Genomic DNA, 12,182 nt, shown 5'->3' on the forward strand with positions numbered 1-12,182 from the left:
GTGATTGACCTTGCGGTTTTTTTGGGAACTTGTACTTGAATTCCCGGTCAATTTTTCGCAGTGCCGAGAGGCACGAGTATGTAAGTGGGAGGTTTTTTCGCATGACCAATTCTTTGCAACCTGCGTACGCGTTGGTTCCGGGTGCGAACCTGGAAGCCTATGTGCACACCGTCAACAGCATTCCATTGCTGACGCCGGAGCAGGAGCGTGAACTGGCCGAGAGTCTCTACTATGAGCAGGATTTGGGGGCGGCTCGGCAGATGGTGCTCGCCCACCTGCGATTTGTCGTACACATTGCCCGTAGCTATTCCGGCTACGGTCTGGCTCAGGCTGACCTGATCCAGGAAGGCAACGTCGGCCTGATGAAGGCCGTGAAGCGCTTCAACCCGGAAATGGGTGTGCGTCTGGTGTCGTTCGCCGTGCACTGGATCAAGGCGGAAATTCACGAGTTCATCCTGCGCAACTGGCGCATTGTGAAGGTCGCGACCACCAAGGCCCAGCGCAAGCTGTTCTTCAACCTGCGCAGCCAGAAGAAACGTCTGGCGTGGCTGAACAACGAGGAAGTCCACCGTGTGGCGGAAAGCCTCGGCGTCGAACCACGTGAAGTGCGCGAGATGGAAAGTCGCCTGACCGGCCACGACATGGCTTTCGACCCGGCTGCTGAAGCCGACGACGACAGCGCTTTCCAGTCGCCGGCCAACTACCTGGAAGACCACCGGTACGACCCGGCGCGTCAACTGGAAGATGCCGACTGGAGCGACAACTCCAACCACAACCTGCACGAAGCGCTGGAAGTGCTTGACGAACGTAGCCGCGACATCCTCTACCAGCGCTGGCTGGCAGAAGAGAAAGCCACGCTGCACGACCTGGCGCAGAAGTACAACGTATCGGCCGAGCGGATCCGTCAGCTCGAGAAGAGCGCGATGAACAAGCTCAAGTTGTCGATCGCCGCATAACCGGCGCTCAGGCAAACAAAAACGCCCCGATCAGCGATGATCGGGGCGTTTTTTTATGCGCCTATGTCAGGGCAGCATTAATCCCTGTGGGAGCTGGCTTGCCAGCGATGGCGTCGAGTCAGTCATGTAGATGGTGGCTGAACCACCGCTATCGCGGGCAAGCCCGCTCCCACAGGGATTTTCAGTGTCTACAAGAACAGTGAGGGCTATCGAGACCACGGCGCCCGGCGCGAATCATCAAGCCCCAGCAGATAACTGGTCCCGCCCAACTGACTCATCTGCTGGCGAATCCACCCGGCCCGACGCGATACATAGGCCGTTGGATGGCTGGCACTCCACACTCGCGGGTTAGGCAGCACCGCTGCCAGATAACTCGCCTGCTGCCGCGACAGTGACTTGGCGCTCACGCCAAAGTGATGGCGTGCCGCCGCTTCGGCACCAAACACTCCGTCATCCCACTCGACGCTGTTCAGGTACACCTCAAGAATTCGCTGCTTGGGCCACAACACCTCGATCAGTGCGGTAAACCATGCTTCCAGGCCTTTGCGCAGATAGCTGCGACCGGACCACAGGAACAGGTTCTTCGACACTTGCTGACTCAGAGTGCTGGCGCCGCGAATCGAACCGCCCAGTTCGTTGTGGGCCAATGCCGCCTGGATCGCGCCGAAGTCAAAACCCCAGTGCTCGGGAAACTTCTGGTCTTCACCGGCCATGACCGCGACCTTGAGATCGTCGGAGATTTCGTCCCACGGTTTCCAGGTGCGCTGCAGGTCGATCGGTTCGCCGTCGACCCAGGATTCGACCTTGCGCTCAACCATCAGCGCCGTGCCCGGCGGCGGCACGAAGCGAAACAGCAACACCAGCAATACACTGCCGCCCGCGAACCAGAGCAGGGCCTTCGTGAGACGACGCAAAAGTGAACGCAGCATAGAGATGGCTTGGCCGAACCGATAGAGCGGGCCATTATACAGACCCTGCCGAACGAGTCTGACTGGAGTTCCACATGCTGCGTGGCTTTCTGATGCTGGCCGCTTTCTTTGGTTTTACCGGTGTGGGCCTTGGCGCCTTCGCCGCTCATGGCCTGAAGAGCCGCCTGACCCCCGAGTATCTGGCGATTTTCCACACCGGCGTGACCTATCAACTGGTGCACACCCTGGCGCTGTTCGGCGTTGCGCTGCTGGCCACGCAGATTCAGGGGCGGCTGGTGACCTGGGCTGGTATCTCGTTCGCCGTCGGCATCCTGTTGTTCTCGGGCAGCCTGTATGTGCTGACCACCACCGGCATCAGCAAGCTCGGCATTATCACCCCGTTCGGCGGTCTGGCGTTTCTGGTCGGCTGGCTGTGCCTTGGCCTCGCCGCCTGGCGCCTGCAGTAAACCGCTTGACGCTTGGTGCTGACCTTTAGGTCATGATCGGGCTAGAATGCCACCCCCTAAAAATGATGGCGGCCAGGCGCATGCGCATTCAGTTGAACGGCGAATCCCTTGAACTGCCCGACGGTGAAACCGTTGCGGCCCTGATTGCCCGTATGGACCTGACCGGTCGCCGGGTAGCAGTCGAACTCAATCTGGATATCGTCCCGCGCAGCCAGCATGCCGAAACCATCCTCAACGACGGCGATAACGTCGAAGTGGTGCACGCCATCGGCGGCGGCTAGCCCCAAACACTGTGAAAACTGCTGCGCTCGGAAATACTGCGTTAAAAACAGGCTCGGAATGCTCATTTACAACCAGTAAACTCCGCTTCCTCGCCTGTTTTTGCCTTGTCTTTCCTTCGCTCGCGACGTTTTCACAGCGTTTGGCCAATAAGGATTCTGCAAGACCCTCACCCCTAAAGAGGATTCCCCATGAGCATCGTTCGTAGCGACAAGCCTTTCGTCCTGGCCGGTCGTACTTACCAGTCGCGTTTGCTGGTCGGTACCGGCAAGTACCGTGACATGGAAGAAACCCGCCAGGCCATCGAAGCCTCGGGTGCCGAGATCGTCACCTTCGCCGTGCGCCGCACCAACCTGGGCCAGATTGAAGGCGAGCCGAACCTGCTCGAAGTGCTGTCGCCGGATCGCTACACCTTCCTGCCGAACACCGCCGGTTGCTACGACGCTATCGAGGCCGTGCGCACTTGCCGCCTGGCGCGTGAGCTGCTCGATGGTCATAACCTGGTGAAGCTGGAAGTGCTGGCCGACCAGAAAACCCTGTTCCCCAACGTGATCGAAACCCTCAAGGCCGCTGAAACGCTGGTCAAGGAAGGCTTCGACGTGATGGTTTACACCAGTGATGACCCGATCATCGCTCGCCAACTGGCGGAAATCGGCTGCATCGCGGTCATGCCGCTGGCCGGTCTGATCGGTTCCGGACTGGGGATCTGCAACCCGTACAACCTGCAGATCATCCTCGAAGAAGCGAAAATTCCGGTGCTGGTGGATGCCGGTGTCGGTACCGCTTCCGACGCCACCATCGCCATGGAACTGGGCTGTGACGCTGTGCTGATGAACTCGGCCATCGCCCACGCCCAGCAACCGGTAATGATGGCCCAAGCCATGCAACACGCGATCGTCGCGGGCCGTCTGGCCTATCTCGCCGGTCGCATGCCGAAAAAACTCTATGCCAGCGCCTCTTCGCCGCTGGATGGTCTGATCAAGTAAGAGCCATTGATGACTGAATCGAACGACACGCCTATCCAGCCGGAAGAGGGCGACGAGCGCCAACACCGCCGCATCAAGAGTTTCGTGATGCGCGCCGGGCGCATGACCGAAGGCCAGCAACGCGGTCTGGATCAGGGTGCGCCGCTGTACGTGCTGCCGCTGGCCGACGCGCCGGTGGATTACGATCAGGTGTTCGGCCGTTCGGCACCGCGCTCGCTGGAGATCGGTTTCGGCATGGGCCACTCGCTGCTGGAAATGGCCGCGGCAGCACCGGATCAGGACTTCATCGGTGTTGAAGTGCACCGTCCGGGTGTTGGCGCGCTGCTCAATGGCGTGCTGACTCAGGGCCTGACCAACCTGCGGGTCTACGATTGCGACGCGATCGAAGTGCTCAACCGCTGCATCGCCGACAACAGCCTCGATCGCCTGATGCTGTTCTTCCCGGACCCGTGGCACAAGAGCCGTCACCACAAGCGTCGCATCGTTCAGGCGTCCTTCGCCGAACTGGTGCGCAGCAAGCTGAAGGTTGGCGGCATCCTGCACATGGCCACCGACTGGGAACCGTATGCCGAGTACATGCTGGAAGTGATGAACGTCGCCCCGGGCTACCGCAACCTCGCCGAAGACGGCAAATGCGTACCGCGCCCGGCCGAACGGCCGATTACCAAGTTCGAACGCCGCGGCGAACGTCTGGGGCATGGCGTGTGGGATCTGAAGTTCGAGAAAATCGCTTAAGCAACACGCAATAAAAACTGTGGGAGCGAGCTTGCTCGCGAATGCGATGGATCATTCAACGCTGAGTTGACTGACACTACGCCTTCGCGAGCAAGCTCGCTCCCACAGTTGTTTTGGGTGTTCGAGAAATTACAGGGTAGAGATGAAGCGCACCGGTACATGCTCTGTCAGCCAAACGCCGTTTTCGGCCTGATAGAACTTCAAACCCTGTTCTTCCATCTGCCGTGCGGCGACTTTCAGAATCACCACGGTGCCATAGCGCTGCCCGACGGCCGAAGCGGTGTCGATGTCTTGGGAAAGGTGCACGTGATGGCGTGATCCCGGGATCAGGCCTTGTTCTTTGATTGACTCAAGAAAGCGCGTCGCTGTGCCGTGATACAGCGTTTGCGGTGGCTGTTTCTGCTCGAACTGCAAATCCACGCTTTTCGTTGAGTGGCCCTGAACCGCACGAATCAGTTGGCCGTCCTCGGAAATCGAGAAGCGCTTCTTGTCGCTACTTGTCACGACCGCTTCAATCAGTTCGCGATCCAGTTTGCGACCGTCACGCGCAGCACCGTTGATCAGTTCTTCGATATTTGCCCAGCCTTCAGAGTCCAGCGTCAGACCGATCGCCTGAGGTTCGTGGCGCAATACGAAGCTGAGAAATTTGCTTGTCTCGTCCAAAATTTTTTTGCTCATGAACTTCCCTGTCTCTTAGCGCAATCGAATGTAGGAGCTGCGGCACGCTGCGATCTTTGTATCTTGATTTGAAGATCAAAAGATCGCAGCGTGCCGCAGCTCCTACAGTTGTTTTGGGTGTACTGAAAGATCAGCGGCGGTCGGCGACCACGCCAATCAACACCAGCACCACCAACAACACTGGCGCCAGGCTGTAGTTGTTGAACTGGCTCAGGCCCTTGACCACCCACGGCGTCGCATAGATCAGCGCGGCGCCGCTGCCGATCACGCACAGCAGGGCCATCAACGGTACGCGCAGGGCGCCGGCGATGCTGCCCAGGCGTTGCTCGACCCAGCCTTTGAAGTCGGCGCCGAACAGCACCAGCAGGCAGCCCACCAGGGCCAGGGCGATTTCCGAGAGGTTGCTGCGGCTCCAGCGGGACACGGTGGCGAGCAGGTCGAGTATCAAATCCATGGGTTTTTCCTTGGGGCGGCCGTTAGGGCTCAGCTCAGAAATTTCTGCAGCAGGTCGTTGAGGAACAGTTGTCCGCGCTCGGTGGCCGCCAGACGTGACGGTTCGACCTGCATCAGGCCGCTTTGTTCGGCCTCGCGGCGGTGCTCGGCGAGACTTTCCAGCGGCAGGCCGGTGCGTTCCGGATACAGGCGCGATTCCACTCCTGCCGTCAGACGTAAAGCGTTCATCAGGAACTCGAACGGCATCTCGTCATTGCTCAGGGCTTTCTCGCCAGCCTGGAAGCTCTTCGCCGGGTTGAGATAGTCCTTCGGCAAGCGCGTCTTCCAGGTGCGCACAATGCGCCCGTCCGGATGACTGAGCTTGCCGTGGGCGCCAGCACCGATGCCGATGAAGTCGCCGAAACTCCAGTAATTGAGATTATGCCGCGCCGGGCGCCCAGGCTGGGCGTAAGCCGAGACTTCGTATTGCGCGTAACCGTGCGCGGCCAGCAGCGCTTGCCCGGCTTCCTGAATGTCCCACAACGTGTCGTCCTCCGGCAGCACCGGCGGCTGGTTCCAGAACACCGTGTTCGGCTCCAGCGTCAGCTGATACCAGGAGATGTGCGTCGGTTTCAGTTCGATAGCCTGGCGCAGATCGCTCAAGGCATCGTCCAGCGACTGATCGGGCAGGCCGTGCATCAGGTCGAGGTTGAAGTTGTCGAACCCGGCCTGACGCGCCATTCCCGCCGCGCGCACCGCTTCGTCGCCGTTATGGATACGCCCGAGGGCTTCGAGTTTCTGCTGCTGGAAGCTCTGGATGCCGATCGACAGGCGATTGATCCCCAGCTTGCGATACGCGACGAACTTCTCTTGCTCGAAGGTGCCGGGGTTGGCTTCCAGGGTGATCTCGATGTCGTGGGCGAACGGGATGCGCTGCTCGACGCCTTTGAGCAAGCGCCCGAGGGCTTGCGCGCTGAACAGGCTCGGCGTACCGCCACCGAAGAAGATCGAACTGATTTCACGGCCATACACCGCGTGCAGGTCCTGATCGAGATCGGCCAGCAACGCGTCGACGTATTCCTCTTCCGGTAGCACCGGGCTGGCGGTGTGCGAGTTGAAATCGCAATACGGGCATTTGCGCACACACCACGGGATGTGGATGTACAGCGCCAGAGGCGGCAGCGTAGGCAGCGGCGCCCGAGGCGAAGAGGCGGCGCCGCCGATGATCAGCGACGACGCGGGGTGGCTGTCGGTCATTTCAGGCCCAGACGCTGGCGCAGCAGATCCATTGCACGGGCGCGGTGGCTGATCTGGTTCTTGTCGGCAGGCGTCAGTTCGGCGCTGGACACGTCACGCTCCGGCACCCAGAACAGCGGGTCGTAGCCGAAACCGTGCTCGCCACTGGCGGCGGTCAGGATGCGTCCGTGCCACAGGCCTTCGCAGAGGATCGGCAGCGGATCATCGGCATGCCGCACCAGTGCCAGCACGCAGACGAACTGAGCGCCGCGCTCGGCTTCAGGCACGTCTTTGAGGGCGTCGAGCAGTTTGGCGTTGTTCGCCGCATCGCCCTTGCCATCGGCATAGCGCGCCGAGTAGATGCCCGGTGCACCGCCGAGGAAGTCCACTGCCAGACCGGAATCGTCGGCCAGCGCCGGCAGGCCGGAGATGCGCGCGGCATTGCGCGCCTTGAGGATCGCGTTCTCGACGAACGACAGACCGGTTTCTTCCGGTTCGACCTTGCTCCATTCGCCGATCGAGCGCAGTTGCACCGAGTCGCCGAGCATGGCCTGGAGTTCCTTGAGTTTGCCGGCGTTATGGCTGGCCAGTACGAGTTGCGTGAGGTTCATCATTCGCCGGGAAAGAGTTCTTGGTTGAAGTTGATGGTGTTGACCTTGTCACCGTTCTGCACCTTGATTTCAAAGGTGCGGGTTTCCTGCTGCTCCACCGGGTATTGGGCGATGTAGTAGATCGCGCCCTGTTCGGTGACCTGGCGGAAGTTAAGAGGCACGCTTTGGCTGGTCAGGTCTTTGACCGTGCCGGTGACGTTGGCGATCAGCGGTTTGCCGTCCTTGATCACCGAGACGTTGATCACGCCCTGGTTCTTGCTGCGGATCAGCTCGGCTGCTTTGGCGATCTCGGGTGTCAGGAAGGTCGAGTTGAAGGTGTTGTAGTGCACGGTAACGTCGCCGAACACTTCCTTGCGTTCGCCCTTGATGGCATCGGCGGCCACCGCCGACAGACTCAGGCAGGCAGCCAATAGCACAGTAATCAAGCGACCCATGATCGTTCTCCTCGAAATGTCGTGGTTCAGACCGCGACCCGATGATCTGCAAGCACCGGGCTGCTGACGCGGTAGATACCAATCTCACCTAACAGATTAGGCCATAGCTTACTGGCCCACCCGTGACGGTGCTGTTGATCCACGGCAAGCCGATCAATGACCTTCGCATCACGTTCGCGACAAAGTTCTTCAAAGTCTTCGAAGGTGCAGAAGTGGATGTTCGGCGTGTTGTACCAGGTGTACGGCAGAAACTCCGACACCGGCATGCGGCCCTTGCTCGCCAGGTACCAGCGGCAGCGCCAGTGACCGAAGTTGGGGAAGGTGATGATGCACTGACGACCGACCCGCAGCATTTCGTCGAGGATCTTGTCCGGGTAATGCACGGCTTGCAGGGCCTGGGTCATGACGACGATGTCGAAACTGTTGCTGGCGAAGTTGCCCAGCCCCTTGTCCAGGTCCTGCTCGATGACGTTGATGCCCTTGGCCACGCACTCGGCGATGTTGTCGGCGTCGTTTTCCAGGCCATAACCCGTGACGTTCTTGTTGTCGCGCAGCCAGGTCAGCAGTTCGCCGTCGCCGCAACCGAGGTCGAGTACGCGGCTGCCGGCGGGGATCCATTCCTGGATGATTTCCAGATCAGCTCTCATGGCTTGTTCACACCGTAATTCGGTTCATGTAATTGCCGAACGCCTGCAAATAGCGCGGGATCGGAATCAGGAAAGCGTCGTGGCCCTGGGGTGCATCGATTTCCAGATAGCTGACGTCTTTGCGTGCGGCCATCAGTGCGTCCACCAGCTCTCGCGAGCGGGCCGGGGAGAAGCGCCAATCGGTGGTGAACGACATCACGCAGAACTTGGCGGTGGCGTTTTCGAAAGTTTTCGCCAGGTTATCGTCGAAGTTCGCCGCCGGATCGAAGTAGTCCAGTGCCTTGGTCATCAACAGATAGGTATTGGCATCGAAACGCCCGGAGAATTCTTCACCCTGATAGCGCAGGTAGCTCTCGACCTGGAACTCGACGCTGTGGAAGTCGTAGTTGAGCTTTTCGCTCTTCAGGCCACGACCGAATTTCTCGCCCATCGAGTCGTCGGATAGGTAGGTGATGTGCCCGACCATCCGCGCCAGCATCAGCCCGCGCTTGGGGATCACGCCCGCTTCCTGGAACGAGCCGCCGTGGAATTCCGGGTCGGTGAGGATCGCCTGACGCGCGACTTCGTTGAAGGCGATGTTCTGCGCCGAGAGCTTGGGGGCCGAGGCGATCGCCAGGCAGTGACGCACGCGATCCGGGTAGGTAATGGTCCACTGCAAGGCCTGCATGCCACCGAGGCTGCCGCCGATCACGGCGGCAAACTGGCGGATGCCGAGCAGATCGGCCAGACGCGCCTGGCTGTGCACCCAGTCTTCCACGGTGAGCACCGGGAAATCGGCGCCGAACGGCTTGCCGGTTTCCGGGTTGAGGCTGCTCGGGCCTGTGGAGCCGTTACAGCCGCCCAGATTGTTCAGGCTGACCACGAAGAACTTGTTGGTGTCGATCGGTTTGCCGGGGCCGATGCAGCTGTCCCACCAACCGGGTTTGCGGTCGTCGGCGCTGTGATAGCCGGCGGCATGGTGATGTCCGGACAAGGCGTGGCAGATCAGCACGGCGTTGCTCGCCTGTGCGTTCAGCGTGCCGTAGGTTTCGTAGATCAGGTCGTAGGCGGGCAGCGAACGGCCACAGGCCAGGGCCAGAGGTTCACTGAAGTGCGCCGTTTGCGGCGTCACCAGACCAACAGAATCGGGGGGAAAGGCAGCTGGCATCGACCCTGCTCTCGTTGAAATGAGGCGTAAGTCTAAAGACCGGGGGGGTTAGCGGCAAGCAACGATAAGGCCTGATCGTTGATTGAGCGAAGTCCTTGTGGGGAGGGGATTTATCCCCGATGGCTGCGTAGCAGACCTGTAATCTTTGGCCGTGCCCAAGGAATGGGGTGGGCAACAACAAGGGGGCCGCTTCGCGACCCATCGGGGATAAATCCCCTCACCACAGTGGATCAGGCTGGACGCACCAGTCCGGGCAATTCCGGCAGCTTCTTCGGCGCACAGATCTTCACCCGTTTCTGCCGGTTCAACTCGCCACTGAGCAAGCTGACCTGACTCTTGGACACGCCAAACGCCTTGGCCAGAAAGCCCATCAAATAAGCATTGGCCTTGCCCTCGACCGGCGGCGCGGTGAGGCGGATTTTCAGGCGGTCACCGTGCAGCCCGGCGAAATCATCGCTACGGGCTGCCGGTTGCAGATGACATTCGAGGATCAAGTCGTCCCCGTCCCAGCGAAACCAGCTCACATCAGCAAGCGCAGGATTTCCGGCATCATCGTCATCGCCGCCAGATTGTTGATCACCAGCATGTCGATCAGCTTCAGCGCCAGAAAGGCGAAGATTGGCGACAGATCCAGACCGCCGAGGTTCGGCAGAATCCTGCGGAACGGTGCCAGCGCCGGCTCACAGATCTGGTTGACCAGTTCAGCGCCCGGATTGTGGCTGCCGGGAGCGACCCACGAGAGGATCACGCTGATGATCAGGGCGAAGAAGAAGATCTTCAGGAACAGCGCGGTCACGCCGATGATCGACCAGATGAACAGCTGCAGCGGGTTGCCGGTGGTGCCATAGGTCAGCAGCAGGGTCAGGGCCATCAGCGCCAGTTGCACGAGGATCGCCAGCACCAGCGACGACATGTCCAGGCCGAAGATGCTCGGGATGATCCGGCGCAGTGGCTTGAGCAGTGGCTGGGTAGCCTTGACCACGAACTGGCACAGCGGGTTGTAGAAGTTGGCGCGCACCAGTTGCAGGACGAAGCGCAACAGCACGATCAGCAGGTACAGGCTGCCGAGGGTTTGCAGCACGTAAACCGCTGCGGTGTTCAATCCAATCATGTAAGGCTCCTTATTTGCCCAGTTGTTCGGCCATTTCGGCCGAGCGGTGCGCGGCGGCGCCGAGTGCTTTTTCTACCAGGGCTTCGAAACCATTGGCCTGGAATGATTTGATCGCGGCCTCTGTGGTGCCATTTGGCGAGGTCACGCGGCGGCGCAGTTCGGCGGCGTCGACATCGCTGGATACCGCCATGTGCGCGGCGCCCAAGGCCGTCTGCACGGTCAGTTGCTCAGCGACTTCCTTTGGCAGGCCAAGTTTGACGCCAGCGGCGGTCATCGCTTCGATCAGCAGGAAGAAATACGCCGGGCCGGAACCGGAGACCGCGGTCACGGCATCGAGTTGCTGCTCTTCGTTCAGCCACAGCGCGATGCCGACGGCGGACAGCAGCTCTTCGGCCTGCTGACGCTGTTCGGCGGTCACTTCGCTGGTGGCGTACAGGCCGCTGACGCCCTGACGCAGCAGCGCCGGGGTGTTCGGCATGCAGCGCACGATTGGCTGCTCGCCGAGCCACGCGGTCATGCTCGCGCAAGTGATGCCGGCGGCGATCGACACCACCAGTTGCTGCGGTTTCAGGCTGGGGCGGATGGCTTCGCACACGGCTTTCATCGCCTGTGGCTTGACCGCCAGTACGATCACGTCGACGCCGTCGATGGCCTGGGCGTTGTCGGCGAAGGTTTCGATGCCGTGTTCGGCACTGACGCGCTGGCGGGTCTCTTCGCCCGGATCGCTGGCGCGAATCTGGCTGGCTTGCAGACCCTTGGCCCGCAGGCCGCCGATCAGGCTGGCGGCCATGTTGCCGGCACCGATAAAGGCAATGCGTGTGTTGCTCATGTCAGGTCCTTTTTCAGATGGCTGTCGGTCATTGCTGACCGTAATCTCTGGCGCCAAACAGGGCGGTACCGATCCGCACCCAGGTGGCGCCCTGGGCGATGGCCGACTCGAGGTCGTGGCTCATGCCCATGGAAAGTGTGTCGAGCGGCAGATTCAGGCTGGCCTGCAAACGTTGCACGGCAGCAAAAGCGGCATCTTGTTCGGCGCGATCTTCGGTCGGCTCGGGAATCGCCATCAGCCCGCGCAGTTTCAGGCGCGGCAGGGCGCTGATGGCCTCGGCCAGCGCCGGCAGGTCGGCCGGGGTGCAGCCGGACTTGCTGGCCTCACCACTGACGTTGACCTGAATGCAGATGTTCAGCGGCGGCAGCTCGGCCGGGCGCTGTTCGGACAGGCGTTGGGCGATTTTCAGGCGATCCACAGAGTGCACCCAGTCGAAATGCTCGGCGATGGCGCGAGTCTTGTTCGATTGAATGGGGCCAATGAAGTGCCAGATCAAGGGCAGGTCGGCCAGTTCGAGCTGTTTGCCCAGGGCTTCCTGCAGATAGTTCTCGCCAAAGTCACGCAGGCCGGCGGCGTAGGCTTCACGCAAGGCCTGCGCCGGTTTCGTCTTGCTGACGGCGAGCAATTGAACGCTGTTTTCGTCACGACCGGCCGCTTTGGTCGCGGCCTGGATGCGCGAACTAACCTGAAGGATGTTGTCTGCTATCGTGGACATCAAGAGGCGCC

At 60.7% G+C, this 12,182-nt stretch carries 17 protein-coding genes; 5 read left to right on the forward strand and 12 right to left on the reverse strand.

Features of this window, described 5'->3' with window-relative positions:
- Window positions 1-101: 101 nt before the first annotated feature.
- Complete coding sequence (rpoH, locus tag PMI25_RS06835) at window positions 102-956, forward strand: RNA polymerase sigma factor RpoH (RefSeq protein WP_003229146.1); 855 nt, start codon at window positions 102-104, stop codon at window positions 954-956.
- Window positions 957-1,162: 206 nt separating this feature from the next.
- Here the strand turns inward: rpoH and mtgA are convergent, their stop codons facing one another.
- Window positions 1,163-1,885, reverse strand: coding sequence for a monofunctional biosynthetic peptidoglycan transglycosylase (mtgA, locus tag PMI25_RS06840; protein WP_007964133.1), 723 nt, complete (start codon window positions 1,883-1,885; stop codon window positions 1,163-1,165).
- A gap of 74 nt (window positions 1,886-1,959) precedes the next feature.
- Here mtgA and PMI25_RS06845 point away from each other — a divergent pair, with 74 nt between their 5' ends.
- The 4 genes from PMI25_RS06845 to trmB all read left to right on the forward strand — a co-directional run bounded on the left by PMI25_RS06845 (window position 1,960) and on the right by trmB (window position 4,331).
- Entirely contained in the window at window positions 1,960-2,331 is a 372-nt protein-coding gene (locus tag PMI25_RS06845; RefSeq protein WP_003229144.1) for a DUF423 domain-containing protein, read from the forward strand.
- Between the two features lie 80 nt (window positions 2,332-2,411).
- Window positions 2,412-2,612: a sulfur carrier protein ThiS gene (thiS, locus tag PMI25_RS06850; protein WP_007964132.1), complete on the forward strand. Its 201-nt coding sequence runs from the start codon at window positions 2,412-2,414 to the stop codon at window positions 2,610-2,612.
- Window positions 2,613-2,801: 189 nt separating this feature from the next.
- Complete coding sequence (locus PMI25_RS06855) at window positions 2,802-3,596, forward strand: thiazole synthase (RefSeq protein ID WP_007964131.1); 795 nt, start codon at window positions 2,802-2,804, stop codon at window positions 3,594-3,596.
- A gap of 9 nt (window positions 3,597-3,605) precedes the next feature.
- Window positions 3,606-4,331, forward strand: coding sequence for a tRNA (guanosine(46)-N7)-methyltransferase TrmB (gene trmB, locus PMI25_RS06860; RefSeq protein WP_007964130.1), 726 nt, complete (start codon window positions 3,606-3,608; stop codon window positions 4,329-4,331).
- Between the two features lie 129 nt (window positions 4,332-4,460).
- Here trmB and PMI25_RS06865 read toward each other — a convergent pair whose 3' ends face one another.
- The 11 genes from PMI25_RS06865 to PMI25_RS06915 form a co-directional block, all read right to left on the reverse strand.
- On the reverse strand, window positions 4,461-5,009 hold the full coding sequence (locus tag PMI25_RS06865; protein ID WP_007964128.1) for an RNA 2'-phosphotransferase: 549 nt from the start codon (window positions 5,007-5,009) through the stop codon (window positions 4,461-4,463).
- A gap of 130 nt (window positions 5,010-5,139) precedes the next feature.
- Window positions 5,140-5,463, reverse strand: coding sequence for a DUF3392 domain-containing protein (locus PMI25_RS06870; RefSeq protein WP_003229134.1), 324 nt, complete (start codon window positions 5,461-5,463; stop codon window positions 5,140-5,142).
- 29 nt (window positions 5,464-5,492) lie between these two features.
- Window positions 5,493-6,698 carry a radical SAM family heme chaperone HemW gene (hemW, locus tag PMI25_RS06875; protein WP_007964125.1) on the reverse strand — a complete coding sequence of 402 codons (1,206 nt, stop codon included), beginning with the start codon at window positions 6,696-6,698 and terminating at the stop codon, window positions 5,493-5,495.
- Entirely contained in the window at window positions 6,695-7,291 is a 597-nt protein-coding gene (gene rdgB, locus PMI25_RS06880) for an RdgB/HAM1 family non-canonical purine NTP pyrophosphatase (RefSeq protein WP_007964124.1), read from the reverse strand. The genes hemW and rdgB overlap by 4 nt, the downstream gene beginning before the upstream one ends.
- Window positions 7,288-7,722, reverse strand: coding sequence for a DUF4426 domain-containing protein (locus PMI25_RS06885; RefSeq protein WP_007964121.1), 435 nt, complete (start codon window positions 7,720-7,722; stop codon window positions 7,288-7,290). Before PMI25_RS06885 ends, rdgB begins: the two co-directional genes overlap by 4 nt.
- A 26-nt stretch (window positions 7,723-7,748) precedes the next feature.
- A complete protein-coding gene (gene metW / locus PMI25_RS06890) occupies window positions 7,749-8,369 on the reverse strand; it encodes a methionine biosynthesis protein MetW (protein ID WP_003229126.1) in 621 nt (206 codons plus the stop codon).
- A gap of 7 nt (window positions 8,370-8,376) precedes the next feature.
- Window positions 8,377-9,516: a homoserine O-succinyltransferase MetX gene (gene metX, locus PMI25_RS06895; protein WP_007964119.1), complete on the reverse strand. Its 1,140-nt coding sequence runs from the start codon at window positions 9,514-9,516 to the stop codon at window positions 8,377-8,379.
- 230 nt (window positions 9,517-9,746) lie between these two features.
- Window positions 9,747-10,040: a DUF167 domain-containing protein gene (locus PMI25_RS06900; RefSeq protein ID WP_003229122.1), complete on the reverse strand. Its 294-nt coding sequence runs from the start codon at window positions 10,038-10,040 to the stop codon at window positions 9,747-9,749.
- Window positions 10,037-10,627, reverse strand: coding sequence for a YggT family protein (locus tag PMI25_RS06905; protein ID WP_007964117.1), 591 nt, complete (start codon window positions 10,625-10,627; stop codon window positions 10,037-10,039). Before PMI25_RS06905 ends, PMI25_RS06900 begins: the two co-directional genes overlap by 4 nt.
- Window positions 10,628-10,637: 10 nt before the next feature.
- The gene (proC, locus tag PMI25_RS06910; protein WP_007964116.1) at window positions 10,638-11,456 is read right to left on the reverse strand and encodes a pyrroline-5-carboxylate reductase; all 819 of its coding nucleotides are present in this window, start codon (window positions 11,454-11,456) and stop codon (window positions 10,638-10,640) included.
- A gap of 28 nt (window positions 11,457-11,484) precedes the next feature.
- Window positions 11,485-12,171, reverse strand: a complete 687-nt coding sequence (locus PMI25_RS06915; protein ID WP_007964115.1) for a YggS family pyridoxal phosphate-dependent enzyme — start codon at window positions 12,169-12,171, stop codon at window positions 11,485-11,487.
- Window positions 12,172-12,182: the final 11 nt, after the last annotated feature.

Source organism: Pseudomonas sp. GM30 (assembly GCF_000282275.2).
Lineage (GTDB): Bacteria > Pseudomonadota > Gammaproteobacteria > Pseudomonadales > Pseudomonadaceae > Aquipseudomonas.